The 22,383-nt window shown below is 44.8% G+C and carries 22 protein-coding genes and 1 other RNA gene; 17 read left to right on the top strand and 6 right to left on the bottom strand.

The annotated features are described in order from the left end of the window. Positions 1-45: 45 nt before the first annotated feature. Positions 46-882 (bottom strand): hypothetical protein, encoded by an 837-nt coding sequence (locus ACLWOR_RS06315; RefSeq protein ID WP_413939836.1) that lies wholly within the window; start codon positions 880-882, stop codon positions 46-48. 162 nt (positions 883-1,044) lie between these two features. Here ACLWOR_RS06315 and ACLWOR_RS06310 point away from each other — a divergent pair, with 162 nt between their 5' ends. Genes ACLWOR_RS06310 through ACLWOR_RS06285 form a run of 6 tightly spaced genes read left to right on the top strand, consistent with a single transcriptional unit; the run spans position 1,045 to position 6,762 of the window. Further along, complete coding sequence (locus ACLWOR_RS06310; RefSeq protein ID WP_413939835.1) at positions 1,045-1,497, top strand: RrF2 family transcriptional regulator; 453 nt, start codon at positions 1,045-1,047, stop codon at positions 1,495-1,497. Next, the gene (sufB, locus tag ACLWOR_RS06305) at positions 1,490-2,938 is read left to right on the top strand and encodes a Fe-S cluster assembly protein SufB (RefSeq protein WP_413939834.1); all 1,449 of its coding nucleotides are present in this window, start codon (positions 1,490-1,492) and stop codon (positions 2,936-2,938) included. Before ACLWOR_RS06310 ends, sufB begins: the two co-directional genes overlap by 8 nt. A 14-nt stretch (positions 2,939-2,952) precedes the next feature. Further along, positions 2,953-3,708, top strand: a complete 756-nt coding sequence (gene sufC / locus ACLWOR_RS06300) for a Fe-S cluster assembly ATPase SufC (RefSeq protein ID WP_413940752.1) — start codon at positions 2,953-2,955, stop codon at positions 3,706-3,708. 9 nt (positions 3,709-3,717) lie between these two features. Further along, positions 3,718-4,983, top strand: a complete 1,266-nt coding sequence (gene sufD, locus ACLWOR_RS06295; protein ID WP_413939832.1) for a Fe-S cluster assembly protein SufD — start codon at positions 3,718-3,720, stop codon at positions 4,981-4,983. Continuing rightward, positions 4,976-6,205 carry an aminotransferase class V-fold PLP-dependent enzyme gene (locus tag ACLWOR_RS06290; protein WP_413939831.1) on the top strand — a complete coding sequence of 410 codons (1,230 nt, stop codon included), beginning with the start codon at positions 4,976-4,978 and terminating at the stop codon, positions 6,203-6,205. Before sufD ends, ACLWOR_RS06290 begins: the two co-directional genes overlap by 8 nt. Continuing rightward, on the top strand, positions 6,202-6,762 hold the full coding sequence (locus ACLWOR_RS06285; protein WP_413939830.1) for a NifU family protein: 561 nt from the start codon (positions 6,202-6,204) through the stop codon (positions 6,760-6,762). Before ACLWOR_RS06290 ends, ACLWOR_RS06285 begins: the two co-directional genes overlap by 4 nt. 18 nt (positions 6,763-6,780) lie before the next feature. Here the strand turns inward: ACLWOR_RS06285 and ACLWOR_RS06280 are convergent, their stop codons facing one another. The 3 genes from ACLWOR_RS06280 to ssrS form a co-directional block, all read right to left on the bottom strand. Next, positions 6,781-7,353, bottom strand: coding sequence for a hypothetical protein (locus ACLWOR_RS06280; RefSeq protein WP_413939829.1), 573 nt, complete (start codon positions 7,351-7,353; stop codon positions 6,781-6,783). Next, on the bottom strand, positions 7,344-9,269 hold the full coding sequence (locus tag ACLWOR_RS06275; RefSeq protein ID WP_413939828.1) for a hypothetical protein: 1,926 nt from the start codon (positions 9,267-9,269) through the stop codon (positions 7,344-7,346). Before ACLWOR_RS06275 ends, ACLWOR_RS06280 begins: the two co-directional genes overlap by 10 nt. A gap of 151 nt (positions 9,270-9,420) precedes the next feature. Further along, a non-coding RNA gene (gene ssrS / locus ACLWOR_RS06270) (6S RNA) lies at positions 9,421-9,595 on the bottom strand. A gap of 80 nt (positions 9,596-9,675) precedes the next feature. Here ssrS and ACLWOR_RS06265 point away from each other — a divergent pair. The 8 genes from ACLWOR_RS06265 (at position 9,676) to ACLWOR_RS06230 (ending at position 15,920) form a co-directional block, all read left to right on the top strand. Next, on the top strand, positions 9,676-9,894 hold the full coding sequence (locus ACLWOR_RS06265; RefSeq protein ID WP_413939827.1) for a hypothetical protein: 219 nt from the start codon (positions 9,676-9,678) through the stop codon (positions 9,892-9,894). 56 nt (positions 9,895-9,950) lie between these two features. Continuing rightward, positions 9,951-11,369 carry an exodeoxyribonuclease VII large subunit gene (gene xseA / locus ACLWOR_RS06260; protein ID WP_413939826.1) on the top strand — a complete coding sequence of 473 codons (1,419 nt, stop codon included), beginning with the start codon at positions 9,951-9,953 and terminating at the stop codon, positions 11,367-11,369. After that, positions 11,369-11,590, top strand: coding sequence for an exodeoxyribonuclease VII small subunit (locus tag ACLWOR_RS06255; protein ID WP_413939825.1), 222 nt, complete (start codon positions 11,369-11,371; stop codon positions 11,588-11,590). The genes xseA and ACLWOR_RS06255 overlap by 1 nt, the downstream gene beginning before the upstream one ends. 32 nt (positions 11,591-11,622) lie before the next feature. Continuing rightward, positions 11,623-12,462: a polyprenyl synthetase family protein gene (locus tag ACLWOR_RS06250; protein ID WP_413939824.1), complete on the top strand. Its 840-nt coding sequence runs from the start codon at positions 11,623-11,625 to the stop codon at positions 12,460-12,462. A gap of 2 nt (positions 12,463-12,464) precedes the next feature. Continuing rightward, the gene (locus tag ACLWOR_RS06245) at positions 12,465-13,238 is read left to right on the top strand and encodes a TlyA family RNA methyltransferase (RefSeq protein ID WP_413939823.1); all 774 of its coding nucleotides are present in this window, start codon (positions 12,465-12,467) and stop codon (positions 13,236-13,238) included. A 55-nt stretch (positions 13,239-13,293) separates the two neighbouring features. Beyond that, positions 13,294-14,208: a patatin-like phospholipase family protein gene (locus ACLWOR_RS06240; RefSeq protein ID WP_413939822.1), complete on the top strand. Its 915-nt coding sequence runs from the start codon at positions 13,294-13,296 to the stop codon at positions 14,206-14,208. Between the two features lie 8 nt (positions 14,209-14,216). Further along, entirely contained in the window at positions 14,217-15,533 is a 1,317-nt protein-coding gene (locus tag ACLWOR_RS06235) for an aminopeptidase P family protein (RefSeq protein ID WP_413939821.1), read from the top strand. Positions 15,534-15,629: 96 nt separating this feature from the next. Further along, entirely contained in the window at positions 15,630-15,920 is a 291-nt protein-coding gene (locus ACLWOR_RS06230) for a hypothetical protein (RefSeq protein WP_413939820.1), read from the top strand. A 6-nt stretch (positions 15,921-15,926) separates the two neighbouring features. Here the strand turns inward: ACLWOR_RS06230 and ACLWOR_RS06225 are convergent, their stop codons facing one another. After that, positions 15,927-16,670, bottom strand: coding sequence for an HAD family hydrolase (locus tag ACLWOR_RS06225; RefSeq protein WP_413939818.1), 744 nt, complete (start codon positions 16,668-16,670; stop codon positions 15,927-15,929). Between the two features lie 52 nt (positions 16,671-16,722). Here ACLWOR_RS06225 and ACLWOR_RS06220 point away from each other — a divergent pair, with 52 nt between their 5' ends. Together ACLWOR_RS06220 and ACLWOR_RS06215 are read left to right on the top strand one after the other, a co-directional pair. Next, a complete protein-coding gene (locus ACLWOR_RS06220) occupies positions 16,723-17,178 on the top strand; it encodes a hypothetical protein (RefSeq protein WP_413939817.1) in 456 nt (151 codons plus the stop codon). Between the two features lie 4 nt (positions 17,179-17,182). After that, positions 17,183-18,826 carry a glycerol-3-phosphate dehydrogenase/oxidase gene (locus ACLWOR_RS06215; RefSeq protein WP_413939816.1) on the top strand — a complete coding sequence of 548 codons (1,644 nt, stop codon included), beginning with the start codon at positions 17,183-17,185 and terminating at the stop codon, positions 18,824-18,826. A gap of 6 nt (positions 18,827-18,832) precedes the next feature. Here the strand turns inward: ACLWOR_RS06215 and ACLWOR_RS06210 are convergent, their stop codons facing one another. Then, positions 18,833-19,471: a transposase gene (locus ACLWOR_RS06210; protein WP_413939815.1), complete on the bottom strand. Its 639-nt coding sequence runs from the start codon at positions 19,469-19,471 to the stop codon at positions 18,833-18,835. A gap of 249 nt (positions 19,472-19,720) precedes the next feature. Between ACLWOR_RS06210 and ACLWOR_RS06205 the strand changes: the two genes are divergently transcribed. Then, positions 19,721-22,279 (top strand): hypothetical protein, encoded by a 2,559-nt coding sequence (locus ACLWOR_RS06205; RefSeq protein WP_413939814.1) that lies wholly within the window; start codon positions 19,721-19,723, stop codon positions 22,277-22,279. Positions 22,280-22,383 lie beyond the last annotated feature (104 nt).

Here is a 22,383-nt window from a genome sequence, read left to right as displayed (position 1 = left end):
TCCTTTTGTTGAACTCGATATACCGGAAGGGGACTCCAAATGTCCCTAAAATTGCTCAAGGTTTTCGTAGATGTAACCGTCTGGATTAAACTCCTGGGCTTTTTTAATGTCATCTGCCGAAGTCAGTGGGCCTAAAAAGATTTTCTTATGACGACGGCGCATTTCTGCAATCACATCGGCATTAAATGCAGGACGTTTTGAAATCTGAATAGGCGCAATGAACACGTCACCTTTAAATTGAATCGCAGGCAACACGTACAAAGAGTCAAAACTCAACATGCGCACAAGATCTGGAGTACCAGTTCCATAAACCCACATCGGCTTCAAATCTTTGATTGCTGTCATAATGACGTTTGCTTCACTTTGAATCATTGTGCGCTTGTCAGGATTCAATCCTTCAATCGCAGAAATCACGGCTGTGTGCACGTCTAAAACATTATCGACAACGTTTAAAACGAAACGTGTTTGCGGGAACTGTTCGTAGTATTCTTTCAACGCAGGAGTGGTTTTGTAGAACTCGTTAATTTGCTCCCAAGGATACTCAGACAATTTTCCTCCGATCAAAATCGGAGTCTGCGGATTTTCATCCTGCAGCTTCTTTTTCATATCGAGGAATTCGCGATCACGAGCTGGGGGCAGGGAAAACGCCACTTTGTCCTTAGAAATACGGACATCCACCCAAATCACCGCGTCCGATTTTTTTGCCAAAATCGCGCGGACTTTGTCGAGGGTGTCGGCTTTTACGATGGTCGTTACCGGGCCGGCGTTAAAAAACTCGTGCGGATATTCCGGGAAAGTTTGCGACATTCCCCAAATACGCACCATGAGAATAAGAATTCCCATCACAAATAAAGTACCAAGACTGATCAATATAACTCTCATGGGCCTTCGTATAGCACCCTAAAGCTTTGAATTCAGCACCTTTTTTCAAAACTCATCGAAAGAATTCTGTCAAAGAATGAAATACGCTAAAATTAGGCGTATTTCGCCTTGTTTTTCATTTAGCTTTCCATTAGAAATGCAGACGATAAGGGCCCGTAACCTATGAATAAGATTAATCGTAAAGTTGAGTATGCCTTGATGGCGCTCAAATATATGAGTCAAAAAATTCCCGGAGAACTGACTTCTGCCAAAGAAGTATCAGACGCTTTTCATACGCCTTTTGATGCTACTGCTCGCGTCATGCAGCAAATGGCCAGCAAAGGTGGAATCTTGCGCGCGGAATATGGAGCGAGCGGCGGCTATCAAATCACTAAAGATCTCGCAAAAATCTCGATGCATGATTTGGTCGAAATCATCGAAGGCCCAACAGCTTTAGTGAAATGCCTGCACAAAGAAGGACCTTGTGAAATTCAAGGCACATGCAACATCGTTTCTCCAGTTACGACATTGAATCAAAAACTAATTGAGTTTTACAAAGGCCTAAGTCTTAAAGAACTTTTGGTCGCTAAGTCATCCGAAATGAAGAAAGCAGCTGAGGTGATGGCTCATGGATAATAATAAAAACAATCCTCTTGAGAGCTACGAATATAAGTACGGTTTCACGACAGAAATCGAAGCAGACGCCGTTAAAAAAGGTCTGAATGAAGATATCATCCGTTTGATCTCGTCTAAAAAGAACGAACCAGAATGGATGTTGGACTATCGCCTTAAAGCATTCCGTCACTGGCAAACAATGGAAGAGCCAACATGGGCGCATGTTTCTTATCCAAAAATCAATTTCCAAGATATTTCTTATTACTCAGCTCCAAAAACTGTTTCTGAGAATGAAAAGCCAAAATCTTTGGACGATTTGGATCCAGAGTTGATTAAAACTTTCGAAAAACTCGGCATTCCGTTGTCAGAGCAAAAACGTATCTCTGGTATCGCGGTGGACGTGGTATTTGACTCGGTTTCTATCGGAACAACTCATACAGAGGTTTTGGATAAAGCCGGTGTGATCTTCTGCTCTATCTCTGAAGCTGTTCACAAATATCCAGACTTGGTAAAAAAATATTTCGGTTCAGTCGTTCCTTACACAGACAACTACTATGCCGCTTTGAATGCAGCCGTCTTTACAGACGGTTCTTTCTGTTACATCCCGAAAGGTGTTCGTTGTCCTATCGATCTTTCAACTTATTTCCGAATTAACGCCAAAGACACGGGTCAGTTCGAAAGAACACTTCTTGTGTGCGACGAGGGTGGTTACGTGAATTACCTTGAGGGCTGTACAGCTCCTCAACGCGATGAAAACCAACTTCACGCAGCCGTTGTTGAGCTAGTTGCGATGGACAATGCGGAGATCAAGTACTCCACAGTTCAAAACTGGTACACCGGCGATAAAGAAGGTAAAGGCGGCATCTACAACTTCGTTACGAAGCGTGGAAAAGCAGCCGGTAAGAACTCTAAAATCTCTTGGACTCAAGTGGAGTCAGGTTCTTCGATCACTTGGAAATATCCTTCTTGTATCTTGCAAGGTGAAGGTTCTGAAGGTGCATTCTACTCTGTGGCTCTGACTCACGATATGATGCAAGCTGATACCGGAACAAAAATGATCCATATCGGTAAAAACACGAAAAGCACGATCATTTCCAAAGGTATTTCGACTGGAAAATCTTCGAATGCTTACCGTGGCCAAGTCAAAATCATGCCTTCAGCGGAAAACGCGCGAAACTATTCGCAGTGTGATTCGATGCTTGTAGGTGATCAGTGCAGTGCCAGCACGTATCCTTATATTGAAGTAAAAAACAAAACAGCAACTATTGAGCATGAGGCGACAACGTCTCGTATCAGTGAAGATCAGATATTCTATCTTCAATCTCGCGGTCTCGACATGGAAAAAACGATTTCTATGTTGGTGAATGGATTCTGTAAGGAAGTTTTCAAGGAACTTCCGCTCGAATTCTCCGTTGAAGCTGTGAAACTTATTGAAATGAAACTTGAAAATTCAGTTGGGTAATAAAGATGAACAACATGTTAGAAATTAAAAATCTCCAAGTGCGTGTAGAAGAAAAAGAAATCCTAAAAGGTTTGAACCTCACTGTGAAACCAGGCGAAGTTCATGCGATCATGGGGCCCAACGGTTCTGGTAAATCGACGCTTTCAAAAGTTCTAGCGGGTCATCCTGCTTACGAAGTCACAGGTGGCGAAGTTAAATACGAAATCAATTTCCAAATGAAAAACCTTTTGGATTTGGAGCCAGATGAGAGAGCTAAAGAAGGAATCTTCTTGGCGTTCCAATACCCAATTGAAGTTCCGGGTGTTTCAAACTTCACTTTCTTGCACACATCTTTCAATTCCATCTTGGCTCACCAAGGTTCTGAACCAATGCCTGAAGGAGAGTTCCGCGAATTCCTTTATCAAAAAATGAAATTGGTGAATATGAAGCCTGAATACTTGGATCGTCCGGTGAACACGGGCTTTTCAGGTGGCGAGAAAAAGAAAAATGAGATTTTACAGATGGCGGTTTTGTCTCCACGTCTAGCTCTTCTTGATGAAACAGACTCGGGCCTTGATATCGATGCTTTGCGTGTTGTTTCTGACGGTGTGAATAAGCTTCGTCGTAAAGACAACGCGATCATCTTAGTTACGCACTACCAAAGACTTCTTGATTATATCAAACCTGACTACGTTCACGTTTTGTTGGGTGGAAAAATTATCGAAACTGGTGACGCTTCTCTAGCCTTGAAATTAGAAGACAAAGGCTATGACTGGCTTGTGAAAGAGTAGGTCGCGGAAATGAACTTACTAACCACTTACGATAAATTTGCAAAAGTCAGCCCGGCGCAAGGAGCTCTCGCTTCCTTCCGTCAAGCGGGTTACGACTATGCACTTAAAAAAGGTCTTCCGACTCGTAAAGATGAGGAATGGCACTACACGAGCGTAAAAGCTCTGAATGAAACAGAGTTTGTTTCGAGTGCTCTTAATCCCGTTGAGCCAAATCATGAAACGATGACGGCGATTAAAAAACATCTCAATTCTGAATTCACAAACGTGGTGTTCTTTAATGGTGTTTTAAATAAGACGCTTTCAAATGAACTACCTCATGGTTTTACTTTGCGTGAACTGTCGGAGTATCCGACTCATTTTGATGATGCATTCGATGCTTTGAATGGTGCTTACTTAACAAAACCAATGGTGTTGTCTTTAGCTAAAGAAACATCTGTGGAAAAACCTGTGAACTTCGTGTTCTTTACAGCAGCGGAAAATACCTCCTCTGTGATGGTTCACCCACGTGTGCAATTGGATGTCGGCTCTCGCTCTTCAGTGCGTATCTTGGAAAGCCACTACGGCATGGGTCCTGCTTACTTTGTCAATTCGGTGATGGATCTGCATGTGGGTGACAGTGCGAAAGTCACTTACGTACGTGTTCAATCCGAAGACGACAAGGCGATCAATATCGGTCGCACGCGTATTCGTGTAGAAAAGAACGCAACTCTTGAGTCTTTGGCATTTGCAACAGGTGCAAGCCTTTCTCGTCATACCTTGGATGTGATTTTGGCGGGCCCTGGTTCAACTTCAGAGATCAATGGTGTTTATGCTGTTCGCGGCACTCAACATGTTGATAACACGACTTTGATCGATCATGCGGTTGGCGATTGCAATACAAACCAGCTTTATAAGGGCATCCTCGATGGTCAGGCGAAAGCTGCATTCTGCGGTAAAGTTTTGATCGAGAAAAATGCGCAAAAAGCAAACTCTGCACAGTTGAACAATAACTTGCTTTTAAGTTCTAAAGCTGAAGCTGACAGTAAGCCGATGCTTGAGATCTATGCCGACGACGTTAAGGCCGCGCACGGATCAACAGTCGGTCAGCTGAATAAAGAAGAATTATTCTATATGCTCTCGCGCGCGATCCCTAAAAAGAAAGCGATCGAGATGTTGAGCTATGGATTTTTGTCCGAAGTTATTTATAAAGTTTCAGATGAGAGCATTCAAAAGTGGTTGTCTGCGCACTTAGACCAAGTGTTCAGCAAATTTCACGTGGAGAATGTAAATGGATAATTTAACGAGTGTGTTTGCTCAAGTTCGCAGCCAGTTCCCGGCCTTGAATCAAAAAGTTCATGGCAAGGATCTGGTTTATCTGGATTCGGCTGCGACGGCACTCAAACCTCAATCCGTTATTGATCGTATTACGAAACTCTATTCGTATGAGACTTCAAACGTGCACCGTGGAGCTCACTATCTGGGTGATGTCGCGACGGTCGCTTTTGAAAATGCCCGCACACGTGTTGCGGAATTTTTAAAGGCGTCGAGCACGGATGAGATTATTTTCGTTCGCGGAACAACGGAAGGTATCAATCTGGTTGCGCAATCTTGGGGTTCTACGAACCTGCAAAAGGGCGACGTGATTTTGATCACCGAGATGGAACATCACGGAAATATCGTCCCTTGGCAAATGATCGCTGAACAAATGGGTGCGGAAGTTCAAGCTGTCGCTATCTTAGATAACGGCGAACTTGATTTGGAAGACTTGAAGAAAAAACTAAGTTCCAAGGTCAAAATGGTCGCCTTCACAGCATGCTCCAATGTTTTGGGCACTGTGAACAATGCCAAAGAAATCACGAAGCTTGCTCACGCGGTTGGCGCAAAAACTTTGGTTGATGCCGCTCAAATCGTGTCGCAAGAACCAGTGGATGTTCAAGATATCGACTGTGATTTCTTGGTTTTCTCTGCGCACAAAATTTTCGGCCCATTTGGTTTTGGAGTGGTTTACGGAAAACGTTCTTTGCTTGAAAAAATGCCTCCCTACCAAGGTGGTGGCAGTATGATTGCAAAAGTAACGATCGAAAAAACAACTTACAATGACATTCCTCATCGCTTCGAGGCGGGCACTCCGCATGTTGAAGGCGCTGTGGGACTTCATGCTGCGATTGATTTCGTCACTCAAATTGGATTTAAACAAATCCACGAATTTGAGATGCAGCTTTTAAAATCGGCAACTGACAAACTTTTGCAGATTCCAGATGTGAAGATTTTTGGAACAGCTCCTCACAAGGGGCCGTTGATTTCCTTCAATTTGAAAGGCGCTCATCATTCTGATGTAGGCCAAATTCTGGACCGCGAAGGCGTTGCCGTTCGCGCCGGACACCACTGTGCTCAGCCTTTGATGGCTAGACTTGGGGTGCCCGGAACCGTTCGTGCTTCTTTTTCAGTGTATAATAATGAAAATGATATTCAGACCTTTATTAAGGCCGTGGCGAAAGCACGGGAGATGTTATTATGAGCAGCCAAGACGTACTAATTAGAATTCAAGCAACACCAAATCCAAACGCATGGAAATTCGTGATGGATCGCCCGGTATTAAATGAGGGCAAAGCTACCTACGCGGATAAAATTGAAGCAGCACCAAGCATGCTAGCGTCAGCTCTTTTCCAAGTAGAAGGTGTTCGCCAAGTCCACTTTTTCCAAAACGTGATCACGATCACTCATCAGTTCGATGCCGATCCTGAAGAAATTCAGAAAAATGTGTGCTCGGTCATTCAAACTCGCATGCCGGCGCATAATCCAAATCAAACGCCACTTGATGAGAAAAAACTTCGTCGCGCAAGTTTGCCTCCTGACGTTCAACGTATCGAGGAAATCTTGGACGACACCGTTCGCCCGGGTTTACAAGGTGACGGTGGTGACTTGGATGTCGTGAAGTACGAAGACAACAAACTCTACGTATTTTATCAAGGTGCTTGTGGGACATGCCCAAGTGCGACTTCTGGAACTTTGATGGCCATCGAAGGTATTCTAAGAGATCAGTTCAATCCAACTATCGAAGTGATCCCAGTCTAGGGATCACTCTCAATTTTATTATTTGCGACGGCGGCCAGCCGCCTCGCCGAGCTGCTGAGCGGCTTCTTCCACAAGGACAGGAGCCACAGATTCCATCGTATCTTCTGGGCGACTGACGACAATCGCCGAATTTCCTAAACGTTGATCGCCCACGGGACCTGAGGAAGAAAGGCTGATGGCGTGTTGTTGTGATTTATTAAATCCAGTCACACGAATTTTTACTTCTGCAACCTGGCCTGCGTGCAAACCTGACAAGGAATCTTCGCGTTGGCCTTCAACTAATTTTACGCCCTCTGGGATATCCCAAAGATATTGAATATTACCTGTGAAGTTTTGATTTAAAGCGATTCTGCCCACGATTTCGACTTCATCTGTTTCGTTATCGGGAATTCGTTCCGGCTGCAAAATTTCAACTTTCAAAGGAGCCGTGTGTTTGTTCATTTCAAGGGGAGGAGCCTTCGAGGCGAAAGACAGCGTGCCTGATTTATCTTCTTTAGGAGTTAAATAAGCTTTCGTGATCGTGCCACACACCAGACCGACAGCGAAGCACGCGATGACTTTAACAGTGTTGGATTTTGCATTTATGGACATAAATATTTATCTCCCGCGCTGTTGCGAAGCGAATAAGGTGTCACGCCGTCGACTTGATTTGAAAGGCGTTGCTGGTACTGACCTTGCGAATTTTTCTCCCAAGCGTGAACCTTTACGTTCACCATGTACCAGCCAGCAGATTTTCCAGAGAGCGAAACTTCTTCACAGTTCTTCGTTGCATCGTAACTGCAAGTTGGTTCAGTACCAGTCTCACGTCGTCTTTGGGTGACGATGTAAGATGAGCTTTGCCCAGAATGATAATAGTAATCTTCTTGGAAAATATAAGAGACTTTATAAACGATGATATCGAGATCCATCCACGTCAAATTGTTGGAGGCTTTTGTTGGCGTGTAAGCCAAGCTGATCGTCGATGAAGTTGGAAGTCCATCGTAGTAATAAAGGAAGAAGTCGTTGTTTCGTAATTGATCCGAACGCGAAAGGCTTGAACCCGACGGATACTTTTCCGCAGTTCCTTGAATATTGCGTGAGCACGCAACCGCAGTCCAGTCGACTTCTTGCGCATACTCTTGTGTATCAGAACGTTGGCCTTCGTCGGTCAGGATGGCATTGAGATTCGTCTCTGAACCGGTGTAGTTAATTTTTAAAAGTTTGAGGAAGAGACCAGCTGATGGAGTCGGGTACGTAGAAGTTTGACGTAAACTTGTCGCTCCTGTTGCAAAAGTCTCCCAATATTTTGAGAACGGAATACCGCCACCGGATAGCGCGCCACCGACAGTGCTTGCTGGATTGCGTGAAGATTTATAAAGAGTTCTGGCAATCGACATTTCACGGAATTCACCCTCACCCAAAACAACAGAGCGGTCATATAGAGCTGTTCCGCCACCATCATTCATATCCACAGCGATATTCGCGCCCGCTGTTGCATCCGCAGAACTTGTTTTCCAGCCGTAAGTATCAATGTAAATACGAGGGCGGTGATTTGGGCTCGCTGGAACGGCATCTGTAGAAGATAACACCGCTGACTGGAAGTAGTTCGCCCAACCTTCACTCCATGCTAAGCGCGGATCGATAATGAAGTTCCCGTTGTGAGATCCACCTGGAGAGTCGGTATGACCGTAAACATCCTCGAGGAAATGACCGTACTCGTGCAATATAACTGAATCATCGAAGTGATCCGTGTCTTGCGTTTTTACGTTTCCATTGCTGCCGCCCAGAATATAGAGCTTGCGCTCGCCCGGAACATAGAATGAGAGTGGGGCAGACTGGTCGTAGTAAGTGTAAGGATTAAATCCAGCTTTCCAATAGACTGTCACTTTGCTGGCAACCCAGGCAGCGTTGCCAATCTCGGAACGAATGTAATCGTTGGCCATTAAAATATCATAGTAGATATTAAAAGCTGCACCCTCAATCTTCGAGGATTTGGATTCTTCTGCTTCTGCTGTCATGGTTCCAATGTCGTAAAGTGCAGATCCAAAAGTTCCCGCTGTGAGGGTGAAGGATTTCGAAATTGAATAAGGAGAGTTGTAGTAAATATCTTCAAGCACACTGATGTTTAGTTTGTTGTTTTGTGCGCGCGAGTAGACTTTCAAAGTATATGTGCCCGCAGTTTGTGGCATATCAAACAGCGCGACGCCGTCCGTATCTGTTTCGCCAGCTTGCACCATGGTTCCGCTGGAATCAAAAACTTGGAATTCTGCAAACGCAATTTCGGCGATGCTACCGGCGTCGGGAGCATAGAGACCCCAAGCGCCACCACTGGATTTTGTCGGACGATACTTAAACTTCGCAGTTGCCTTCACCTGGAATGTTCCACCATAGCTTACGCCAGCCTTACCCATATAGGCAGGCTCTGGAGTCGCTGGGCCACGCGAGGCCGAATCTGTTGCAAGCGGATTGCTACAGGCAGAAAGCAAGAGGATGACCGCCCCAAGGGCGAGCACAAAGTTCAACTTCATGTTGAACTTATCGGTTTTTTAAGTGTCCACCTGAACGAAAAGACAGTCGCTTTTCACTCGAGAAAGTGCTTCAAAGTGTAGAAGTTTTTTGCAGTGATATTTCAGTTTGAGACGATCTTGGAATTAATTAAAAAATGAGGTGAGAAAATAAAAAAAGGTCCGATGGCCACTCTGAAATTAAACCTGTTTTAGCTAAGGTGGGTGACCATGATAACAACTTTAGGCTTCTCAGTACGAGCTGAGCTTGCTCACCATTGTCAGGGACAGTCCCCAAAAATATGCTTGTAAGGTTTATTTTCGATGAGCTTTACGCCGTCGAACCCTATGGACTTCATTCTAGCATGTCCTTTGAAACCGTCAATCGAACCGGACTCTTACTTTTCCGTAAAAGACCGATAAATTGATTATGACGCCTGAAAAATTAGATTTTATTTTTCCATTCGTAGTTTTTTTCTATGGACTCTTGATGGTAGCTGTGCTGGAAAACCCTTATCTGGTAAGGGTTGGACAGGAACGCATGGGCGAAGCCTTTGCTAATCTGGCTCGTCATAAATCTCTTGGTTGGGTGTGTTTCTTCGTTGGTGGCCTGTGGTCCGCGCAGAATATTTGGTATTCGAATCTGTGACAGATTGACTCTCAATGTATTGACTCTCACAGGGGACAGCATTAGTTTTTGTGCCCATGTCAGACGTCTCAAATCAAGCACTCAGAAAAACAGGAATGTCCGCGCAACTGACTTTCGGTGCTCCCGAAGTTCAAGCGGCTCAGGAAAAATCTCAGGAACCTGCTGTTCTTTCAATTGAACAATTAAACGTCTACATCAAGCAACTTCTTGAAGGTCAAATTGGCCAAGTGTGGGTGAAGGGTGAAATCTCAAACTTCAAAGCACACACTTCAGGACATTTTTATTTCAGCCTGAAAGATTCAAAATCCCAAATCACTGCTGTTATGTTCCGCGGCAGCAATGCACGCTTGAAATTTAAACCTCAAGACGGCATGGAAGTTTTGGTTCGCGCTCGTGTAACAGTTTACGAGCCACGTGGAAACTACCAATTGATGTGCGATATGATGGAGCCAGTAGGTGCGGGTGCTTTACAAAAAGCATTTGAGCAGCTCAAGGCAAAATTGAAAGCAGAAGGATTATTTGATTCTGCTCGCAAAAAACCAATTCCAACTTTTCCGCGCCATATTGCTATTGTCACATCACCAACGGGTGCGGCGATTCGCGATATTTTAAATGTGCTCTCTCGTCGCGCAAAATCCATTCAGGTGACAATCGTTCCAACAATTGTACAAGGTGAGGCAGCTGCTCCAAGTTTGCGTGAGGCTTTTAAAAAAGCAACGGCACTTCCAGATGTCGATGCCATTATCATCGGCCGTGGTGGTGGTTCGATCGAAGACATGTGGTGCTTTAATGATGAAGCCTTGGCACGCTTGATCGCGGCAAGTCCCCTTCCGGTTATTTCAGCGGTGGGGCATGAAATTGATTTTACGATTGCGGACTTTGTTGCTGATTTGCGTGCGCCAACTCCATCGGCTGCCGCTGAGCTAGTCGCGAAAAGCTCTGGCGAGCTTGTTAATAAAGTAAAATCCGCAGAGCGTTTGCTTTATGTGTCTTTTGAAAAGCGCATGAAGCTTTTGCATCATATGATCACCGGCCTTTCAAAACGCCTGGTCGATCCGAAGCGCCGTCTGCAAGATCTACAATTGCGCAACGACGACCTGTTAACTCGTTTAGAGCTTTCAATGAATCGCTTGGTCTCGGTTCGTCAACATCGCGTGGAGATGCTCGAGCATAAGCTGGGCAGCCCTCAAGATTTAATCGAAGAACGCAAAAAGGATTTAAAATTCCTGCAAGCCCGTGCAGAGAAGTCGTTGATGTTCTCTCTTGAGAAAAAGAAAGCCTCAATGAGTCGCGTGATGGCGGTGTTAGATAGTTTGAGTCCACTGAAGGTGGTGGATCGTGGCTATTCAATCGTCACAAAAAATAAAGAAGTTATTAAATCGGCTAGTCAGGTGAAAAAAGGCGATGTGCTGGATATTCAACTGGCAGAAGGATCTTTAACCGCTGTGGTGGAAACCACAAAGGGAGTGAAGTAATGGATTTTGAAAAAAAATTAGGACGTTTGGAAGAGATCGTTCAAAAAATGGAAAAGGGTGATTTGGCTCTTGAAGAGTCTTTGAAACTTTTCGAAGAAGGCGTGAAGCTTTCGCGTGAGTGTCATTCGCGCCTTAACGAAGCAGAAGCAAAAGTAAAAATTTTGATGTCCGTTGATGCTGACGGAAAACCGACGACGGCTGACTTTACACCTGAGGACTAACTTTGGATTTAGCTCTGCAATTTGATCAGGAAATGGCTTCACGTGTACAAACTGTAAATCAGTTTGTAGAAAAATATCTTTCGCGTATGGAGCTACCCGCGGGCACCGCAATTGCGGAGCTGCAAAAATCAATGTTGTACTCAGCAACAAACGGCGGAAAAAGATTCCGTCCTGTTTTGTCGATCTTGATCGCTGAAGCATTGGGGAGTACGGCTGAAAAAGTTCTTCCTTTTGCGACTGCGGTTGAAATGATTCATACGTACTCTCTTATTCATGACGATCTTCCTTGCATGGACAATGATGATGTTCGTCGTGGTAAGCCTACGAACCACCGCGTGTACGGCGAAGATTTTGCTTTGCTTGCAGGAGACGCGTTATTGACTGAAGCTTTCTTGCTGATCGCTGAAGGATATTCAGACAATGCGTTCTTGGTTAGGCAGTTGACCAGCTTGCTGAGTCAGGCAGCTGGTTTGCGTGGTATGGTTGGTGGCCAAGCCATTGATCTTCGTGCTGGCGAAACAAAACTTTCCAAAGAGGAACTCACTCATTTACATCTTTTGAAAACGGGTGCCCTGATTCGTGTTTCGGTTGAAGGAGCTGCATTGATTGCTTCAGCTAAGCCTTCAGATATGGATCATTTGAGAAAGTTTGGTGAAGGCTTGGGCCTCGCATTCCAAGTGGCTGATGATATCTTAGATCACGGTGAAAAAGACCAAGACGTAAGAAGTTTCACAGGCATCTTGGGTCTTGAAGGAACAAAAAAGTACCTTCAAGAAATCAGTGATCAAACTCGCGCGGAGTTGCACAAGGTCATTCCAGAGGCGCCGATGCTTGAATTCCTTATTGGCTTTAATCAAAATCGCCAGGTCTAATTATGTCAGAGACAAAGAAACGCCTTGATCTTTATCTTGTCGAAAAAGGTTGGGCGCTTTCGCGCACGCATGCGCAAGAACTTATCCAAGCGGGACAAGTGTTTCTGATTGAAAAAGGTCAGCGCAAACCTCTTAAAAAAGCCAGCCTCAGTGTTGAGCCCGAATCAGAAATTGAAGTTGAGAAAGGTCCTGCCAATCGCTTTGTTTCCCGTGGTGGTTTAAAGCTTGAGGGAGCGCTCGAAAAAGTGAAACTGTCTCCGCAAGGCCTCAAAGCCTTAGACGTTGGAATCTCCACAGGTGGTTTCACGGATTGCCTTTTGCAAAAAGGTGCCTCTTATGTTTTGGGTGTTGATGTCGGGCACGGACAAGTGCATGGGAGTCTTTTAAAAGATTCTCGGTTGCAAGTTCTTGAAGGGATTAATGCTCGCGCATTGTCGCAAGAAGCAAGCGTTCAGACGAACACTCCGCCAGAAAAATTCGATCTTATCGTGATGGACGTCTCTTTTATTTCAATTGAACTCATCATCCCTGAATTGGCAGGTTATTTGAAATCCACTGGTCATTTGTTGAGTCTTGTAAAGCCACAGTTTGAGGTCGGCGTTGACGGACTCGGTAAGGGTGGTATTGTCAAGGATGCAAGTCTCTATAAGAAGGTCGAGGAGAAAATCAAAACGGTCTGCCAGAAATCTGGTTTTGAAGTTTTGGATTATTTTGATTCTCCTATTGAAGGAAAGGACGGCAATCGTGAGTTCTTCGTTTTTGCGAAAAAGTATTAGTGGGCTATTGCTAATGGTTTTGGTGGGCTGTCAATCGATTAAAACTCGAGAGGACATGAAGCAACAATCGAAACAACCGACTTCGCCAAAGTCTTCTACACAACAACATCGCGAATACGAACCACCTCCATTTGCTGTCCCGGAAGAAGGTGAAGAAGAAGCAGCTGAAGTTCCAGCAACACCTCCTCCGGCTCCGGTGATTCCAGCTCTCCCTAAGATCGGAATTATTTTGGGTGCGGGTGGGGCAAAAACTTATGCGCATATCGGCTTCTTGCAAGAAATGGCAAAAGCCAAAGTTCCAGTTCATGCGATTGCGGGCATTGAGTTCGCAGCTCCGATGGCCGCTCTCTATGCCAACCGTGAACTTGCTAACGACGTTGAATGGCAAATGTTCAAACTCAAAGACGACGAAGTCTTAAAAAAGTCTCTTCTTGGTTCTGTGAATAAAAATAACGAAGTCACTGTGCTGAAAGATTTCTTCAACACAGCTTTTGGAAAACAAAAAGCTGAAAACTTCAGAGCACCTTTTGCGTGCCCCTCTTTCAGTTTGAAAAAGAACCAAGTTTATTTGATGAATCGCGGATCCTTAGATCAAGTTATGTCGGCATGCATGGCCTATCCGCCATTCTTTAAGCCATTCCAGGGACAAGTGAGCGGAGTTCGGGATATCACAGCAACGGCTCAATATTTGCGCCAAAAAGGCGCCAACTACATCGTGTTCGTCAATGTGTTGCAGGCCCCTGGTAACTCCAAACCATATACTTTGGACGTCAATGCGACTGACAACGTATTATGGAGTGAGATTGCTGGTCTGTATAACAAGCCTTTACCCGGCGTAGATACCGTTGTTTCTCTAAGCAATGCCGATTATGGTATTATGGATTTTGATAAGCGTCGTGAGATCATGACAAAAGGTGCTGATATGACAGCCCGTCAGCTAAAGACTCTCACTAAAAAATGGGGATTGTAGGAGTTCACATGAGAAAGCCCACTATTGATATGAAAATTTTTGCTGAACGTCGCAAGAAAGTCGCTGCGGAAATCGCCGGCGGTGCTTTGGTTGTGGCTTCTCATCCGGAACACATCCGCAATCACGATGTTCATTATCCCTATCGTCAAGATTCAAACTTGTTCTACCTTACGGGTTGGGAAGAACCAGAATCTATTTTGATCTATCGTCCTGGTTTGAATCCAGAAACTGTGATGTTCGTTCGCCGTCGCGATCCAGAGCGCGAAACTTGGGATGGCTTCCGCTATGGACCAGAAGGTTGTGAGCGTGAATTCGGCGTCGATAAGGCGTACCCAATTGATGAATTTAAAAAAGTAGCTCCGACTCTTTTAAAAGAAGTCGATAAAGTTTACTACCGCATGTACAAAAATCCTGAAGCTGATCACATCATGCAAGACGTGTTGGAATCAGTAAAGGCAATGCAAGGTCGTACGGGTTACGGTCTGTTGCCAATTCACGATGCTGACACTCTTTTGGGTGAGCACCGCTTGGTAAAATCGGAATACGAACTCACGCAACTTAGAGAAGCTTGTGAAATTTCAGCACAAGCTCACTTGGCAGCAATGCGCTTCACGCGTCCTGGTGTAACTGAAAGACAAGTTCAAGGTGTTTTGGCTCATCAGTTCTATATGCGTGGATCAGCTCGTGAGGGTTATCACTCTATCGTGGCGTCGGGAAACTCAGCGACGACATTGCATTACAACTTCAATGACCAAGTCTGCAAAGACGGCGATTTGCTTTTGATCGATGCGGGTGCTGAATTTAATTACTACACTGGCGATATCACTCGTACCTATCCAGTTAATGGCAAATTCACCGATGAACAAGCACGTGTCTATGAAGGTGTTTTGAAAGTTCAAAAACAAATTTGTGACTTTGTAAAACCAGGTATCGTGTTTAAAGAACTTCACGACATGGGAACTTCTCTGCTAACAGATTTGATGTTGGAGCTGGGACTTCTTTCTGGTCGCAAAGACGACTTGATTCAAGCTCTTGCTCAGAAAAAATACTACCCCCATGGCATTGGTCACTGGCTGGGTATGGATGTGCATGATGCAGGTCTTTACTTCAAAAAAGGCGAACCACGTCCAATTGAAGCTAACATGTGCTTCACGATTGAACCGGGCTTGTATATTCCATACGATGATACGTCTGCTCCGCAAAAATATCGTGGCATCGGCATCCGTATTGAAGACAACTTGCGCGTGACTTCTTCTGGCAGCGAAAACATGACTTCATCAGCGCCAAAAGAAATCTCTGACTTGGAAAAGGTCATTGGCCACTAATTCTCGAAAATAATGTCAAACTCTTGGACGGAGTCTTTACAAGACTCAAGTCCAGGGGTTTAAAATCCGAAAAATACTTTGTCTGAGGAGGACACAATGACTCTTTTTTCAAAGTGGTTTGCGGCAGCTCTCATTTCTACGTCGCTGGTTTTTGTAGCTCCGTCAGCTGAAGCTAAAAAGAAAACTAGAACTCACGCAAGTCATTCGCATAAAAAAGCAGCCAAAAAGAAGAAGCATTCTGCTAAAAAATCAGAGCCACGTTCTCACGGTTACGCTCGAGCTTCCGAATATATGAAGTCTGATCGTGCGCCAGCGAGTGTGCATAAGGCGAAAAAACATAAAAAGACTATGAAGGCTAAAAAGAAAGCGCGGCATCACCGCGCTTAAGTTCACTTAGATAAATCTGTGCTTTTGCCACCCGTGTTCGGTGGCTTTTTCTTGAAGTTCAAATTCCGTTTTAAAAATACGATCATCACGTGATGCCGCACTGACGGCCAAGCTCAAGTGTGTCGCGGACTGCAAGAGTTGGTAGTCGCCCATTGTATTGCCTGAAGCAAAGAATGGTTTTTTGCCGCCAGTTTTTGCGAGCAAAGCATCGACCTTACCTTCGCGGTAGGAGATCATTCCCTTTTGGGTTTCAGTCACGATTCCGTTTTGAGTTTCAGTTTCAATTCCAATCACGTTATCGAAGTCAAGACCGAGCAGCCGCGCTCCAGGTTCAACCGCCCACTTTATTGAAGCCGTGACGATGTATATTTGAACACCTTTGGATTTAAATAAGTCGATGATTTTTCTTTGTTCTTCTAAAACCGGAACAGGATGGTGATCTTTCAAAGCGGCCGCGGCCCAAGTGCGCACTTCTTCAAGCGAATGTCCTTTGCAGATCTGGGCCAGCCACAAGTAAGCTTTGCGCGGATCAATCGTTTTCATATGTTCATAGTGTTCCCAAGGATGTTTCGGCAGGGACACAAGGTTGTTGTCGATTTGGTAGTGAAAGAAGTTTTCTCCCAAGTCGGTATCCCACAAAGTTCCATCTGCATCAAAGGCCGCGACCGGCGCAGAATCTACTTTTAAAACTTGGTCTAGTGTCGTATGAATGCGATTCCAAATGTCGGATGAATAATCTTTGTATTTCATGCGGCTTTAGTATGAAATAAGAATGACATAATGACAAGGAGTGCTGGGCATTATGAGCCTCGTTTGCCGCGTAATTCAGGCTGAAGATTTGCAGGAAATTTTAGATCTCGAGAATAAGAAGCTCCAGGATGCCTATCCTGACGAGATGGAACGAATGATCGCGGGATGGAACTCCAAGTTTAGAGTGGAAGCTCTGAATCACTATATCCCATTGGGATGGAGCTTTTTAGCTCGTGATCAAGAAACAAATAAACTTGCGGGTTACTTTATCGCTCAGCCCTTGTTGTTTTTAGATGGTCAAACTCAAAGTCTTTGGGTGGAGCATGTGCAATATCTTTCTCTGCAGGCACGAGATGAACTTTGTGAGCTGGCTTACAAATTGGGCCGTGAAAAACATCTGCAAAGAGTCTACTTCCCAAGTGAAAATGGTGTTGCGAATTCAGTCCAAGCATTTAAACCAGAGACTTGGCAGCCCGGAACTCTGAGAGTTAAGACGACGAAAGGCTAACAGCATGAAGAACTTCTCCTTTGCAAATCGAATTCAGAACATTGGTAAAATGAAATCACAAGAGTTCGATTTGGTGATCATCGGGGGAGGAATCAACGGAGCAGGTGTGGCACGGGATGCCTCTGCCCGCGGTATGAAGGTCGCGCTTGTGGAAAGTCGCGACTTCGCTTCAGGAACATCTTCCAAATCCAGTAAACTTATTCATGGCGGGATTCGCTATCTTGAAAACATGGAATTCAAACTTGTTTTCGAGGCGCTCAATGAACGCACAAAACTTTTTGAAATGGCTCCGCATCTTGTGCATCCATTGCGTTTTATGCTTCCTCTTTACGAAGAATCTCGCGTGGGTATGGGAAAAATGGGCTTGGGTATGTGGCTCTACGATGCTTTAGCTCTGTTCCAAGTTCCAGAAATGCACGAAAGACTTAACGCTCAGGAATCTTTGGAACGTATGCCGGCGATGCGCTCGGAACATCTCAAGGGCTCATATGTTTATTCTGATGCCTACATGGACGATGATCGCCTGGTTATTGAAACATTGAGATCGGCGAACGAAAATGGCGCCGTCTGTGCAAATTATGTAAAAGCCATTGGCGCTAAATTCGCCGACGGTCATGTGATCGGAGTTGAATGCGAAGACACCGTGACAAATGAAAAGTTCACGATTCAGGCGCGCCATGTGATCAGCACAGTCGGGCCGTGGACGGATCAGCTGGGCTCAGCACTCTTTAAGGACTGGAAAAAAATCCTTCGCCCAACCAAAGGCATTCACCTCACTCTTCCAAAACATCGCTTGCCACTCACGAGCGCCGTAGTGATGGCTGCCGAAAAAAGCGATCGCATTGTATTCGGAATTCCTCGTCATGAAATGATTATTATTGGAACGACAGACACGGACTTTAAAGAATCTCCTGAGAATGTCACTGTTACTCCTGAGGACGTCGAGTATCTTCTAGGTATTCTGGATCACTATTTCCCAGGAGCAAAAATCACCACCCACGATATCATCGCAAGTTACGCGGGTGTGCGACCGCTGGTTGCTGATGACTCTGAATCAGAGGGTAAAACCAGTCGGGAACATTCAATAATCGCGGATCCGCGTGGCGTGACGTTTGTTGCCGGTGGAAAATACACAACGTATCGCTTGATGTGTGAGCAAACCGTAGAAAAAGCTTTGCACTTTTTTGGTTTGGAAGAAAAAGTAAAATTCGCGAAGAAAAATACGGCGACACCACTGAATCCGTATACAAGCCCTGATCTTTTCCACCAAGCACAGGCGCAGGCAGATGCTTGGGCAAAAGAATTGGGACGTGCTCCGGAAGACACACGCATGTTGGCTGAACGCTACGGCCTTGAAGCCATTGAAATCCTCAACAAGTACCCGGAATCCTATTCGTATTGGCAACTCGAAGCCGCACAAGCGATTGAGCAAACCATGTGTTTGCACCTTCGAGATTTCTACGCTCGTCGAGTTCCGTTGTTCCTGGCAGACCGCAATCACGGCCTCCATCACTTGGATGAAATCTGCGAAGTTTTTCAAGACATGATGGGCTGGACAGACGCTCACATTGAGCGCGAAAAACACATGCTCAAAGACTACATGGCTCACGAACTAGAATGGAAAAAACATACGGTTCCTGGTACCTAATTCAGTCTACAGCGCATCATCTTCGAGTGAAGATTTTCTCTGGTTTACCGGTGCGAGTTTGAACTCGGATCTTCGCAAGGCTTTCCGTACTTCCTCCCAATGTTCTTTCTTTGGAGAAGCATTTAACCATTCCAAGGTTTCTTCGCGTGAAGCAAAGTTCGCCCAATTCTCATCTTCAGAAATGGGGACATCCAGCCATCGCTTGCCCAGTAGTCCTTGCAGAGAACTATACTCATAGTCTTCGACTCTCTCACAAAGTCCCGCTTCGACAGGATTTCGATAGAGATACTTGTAGGCATGTGAATAGTAATGTGGAGAGGAAATTAGACTTCGACGAAATCTTCCTCCAAAAGTTTGATTAATCCTGTTGCTGAGGCGAGTGAGATCTCGACTGGTTTCTCGAAGGAAGTAAGCCATTGCCTCACTCAGATTTCCGTCCGGCGCCCTGATGATCATATGAAAATGGTTATTCATGAGCACGAAGCCGTGAATTCGAAGATTAAAGGCATGGTTAACGAAGAACAAATGCCTCGTTACAATTTTCCAGACGAGCGGCATTTCTTGTGCAAACCAGTCTCGATTAATACATCGACTGATAATGTGATATGGAAGATTTGGATCTTGGACGAAATTTTTACGAGGCATATTTGCGTAACATACAAAACGTGAGCTTGTGTGAAAGTTGCGTGTAGTTTTGATCGCGGGCGAATGGCGGACGATGATGCAGTGTGGACTGGAATAGGTACCAGGAACCCGCAGACTGTTAGCAATTTTGGTCACTTGGGTGTCTTAAGTTCGTTATATACACTATAGGTTAGGCGCGCTCCTTGCTCGGTACTTCATCAGCTAAGCTGTTAGTGCCGGTGTCTCATCTTGAGACGAGAAGGAGTCCGTATGAAAAAAGCGTTTATTAGCGCTTTGATTTTATCAACCTCGGTGGTCGTGCATGCCCAAGATGGTGGGTCGGGGATGTCCTCGGCTTATGCATTTGGTGGTTCTTGTGCTTCACAAGGGATGTGGACTCAAAATGCCCTCCAGGGTACTCAAAACTTACGTAAAATCACACTTCAGCTTAGAGATGATTCAAACTGTAAAGCCTTAGCGGTTTCAACTCAGCAAGCTCTTGATGAGATCGCAGCTCAATTAAAAGACGTTTCGGATAGCCCAAAACGCTCAACTCGTCTTTCGCAAATTCCTGCTGAGATCGATGCCTTAAGATCTTTTGTGACAAGCAGCCCAGCAATGAAAACTCAAGTCATGCAATTGATGATGAATCGCTCTATCGAAGGAGCGACATTGTCAGCTCAAGTTGGCGCCGCAAATGCCAGCAGTGGCGCTTCGGAAATCTCAGGTCGTCTTGAAGATTTTGGTCAAAGAATTTCTCGCTCTACAAAAGCGGGAATTGGGCTTTTAAATAAAGTTGTCGATACCTTGCCACAACTTGATCAGTGTTTGATGGGCGAAGAATCACAAGCAATGGGTCAATTTCTTTCATCGACTATTCAAGTTGCAACTGCTTTTGCCGGTTCGGGACAAGACTCCACTGGAAGCCAAATGGCTCAGCTTGTTTCCAAGCTGACAAATGTTTTCCGTGAAGCCAGATTTTCGAAGGTTCTAAGAGAGTTGAATCAGCAAGAATTCTTGGCTTCGATGTCTTGTTTGATGGAAGTGACGAGTGAATCTTACTGCCAAGCACGCGATGCTATGAGTCTCTTTAAAGAAGGCATGAATGACATCGAGTGGAGACAAGAGCAAGGTAAAAAAGTTGAAGCTAAGAATCCATTCTTAGGCTATTACGTATTGAATACGCATGTACCGAACATCACAAAATGGATGCAAAAAATCCAAATCGGTGTGGATCCAAAACTCCCAACGGATGCGGATTTCCAGAATAAGATTCAACAAGAAGTGGTCGATTTTTACAAAGGTTTGAAGTCGCTTCTTGGTGTTTATAACTCGACATTGATGACAATTCGTCAGCTACCTTCGCTTGAGGCGAAACAAAACGCCGTTATCAAGCTTGTGCAAACAATTACAGATGCAATGACGGGCGGAAGATTCAGTTCGAATCCAGACAAAACAAATTTCTTCACCATGAATAAAACACCTCTGAAAATTCCGTTCTTCTTGATCGGTATGGATCAGGTGCCGGATCAAGTTGCAGGTAAAGCCATCGGTTTACCGCCTATTGACTACGACGGATGGTTGCAAGCTCACTATCAAGAACTTCCACAGTTCCAAGATCCAGTGACACTTGCTGAAACTATCGGTCGTAACATGCAAGATCTCGGGCGTGACGCGAATATTTCGGTTATTGCGTACTTCAGCAACTGGTACATCGTGGATAAGCAAGCTCTTGTCGGCGAAGCTTTGACTGACGTAAATTACACAGTGAAAGATAGTCTTCGTGTTGTGCGTGATTACCTTGATATCGTAAAAACGAGAATTGATGAGACAGGTGATGCATCAATTGTTTCTACCATCATGGATACTCAGCACCGCATTGATGTTATCATGGCGGCGTTCGACAAAGTTGAGTCTATCGGTAAAACTTTCTCGAAAAAAATTAATGCTAACAAGCTTGCACCTGAGGATATCACAGCTGCCTCAGAAGCTGCTGAATCCCTTATCAACACAGTGTTTGATCAATTCATGGTGATGCAAGCTCGTTCCGGCTTCTTAGCGAATCGTTTGGTGAACTTCGTTTACCAAGACTATATCCAATTGCTCAAGCGTGATGGCCACTTTACAGAGAGTCAAAAGGAAATCTTTATCCAAGCAGGTATGGCGGCACTCGATCGCATGCTGCAAATGTACAACGGAAATCCTGCGAATATTCAATCTGACTTGAATATGGCTCTTCGTATTAACAAAGGAAATATTCAAGCTCTCGAATATCTTTTGAAAGACAACGTGATTGCTAATATCGCCTCACTTAAAATGATCGGCGACGGCAAAAACACGAGCATCTTCAGTCAGGCCATGGATTCCTCACGACGTCTTATGAAGGACGTTTTCTATGATAAATACAAACATTCGAACGCGTGGAATTTCGCTCCAGATTTGACCAGCGCTCCAGGGTCGGCGATTTCAATGTACTCTTATTACTGGAAATACGCAGACCGTTATCCATTATTCAACAAAAACACGTTGGCACCACAAACAGAGTTTGATGAGTCATCTTACTTGCGCGCGCAACTTTGTGTTCAATCACTGGCTTTCTATAATCAGTCAGGATTGAGAGGCGTGTGTGAAGGCGCGGTCCTTAAAACACCATTCAAAGATGTGAAGGGCTATGACATTTCCTACGACCAACGCCTGAACAGTCACAAAGAAGACAAAGGTGTGAGTGAGCAAATGAAACAATCCCTCAATCACTCCGACCGCATCTGTGCGTTCCGCGACTTCAACAGAAAAAACATGGTTCTCTTCATGTCATTAAATAAGAAGTAGGTCGAAAATCCGATGAAATCTCAACTGAAACGGGAAGTGACACTTCCCGTTTTGCTTTTGAAAAAAGGTAAGTGGTTTCTTTCTTAGATCTATTGAATCCCCGT

The sequence above is a fragment of the Bdellovibrio sp. HCB2-146 genome (assembly GCF_047345725.1).
Taxonomy (GTDB): Bacteria; Bdellovibrionota; Bdellovibrionia; order Bdellovibrionales; family Bdellovibrionaceae; genus Bdellovibrio.
This window is presented reverse-complemented; position numbering and strand designations above follow the sequence as displayed.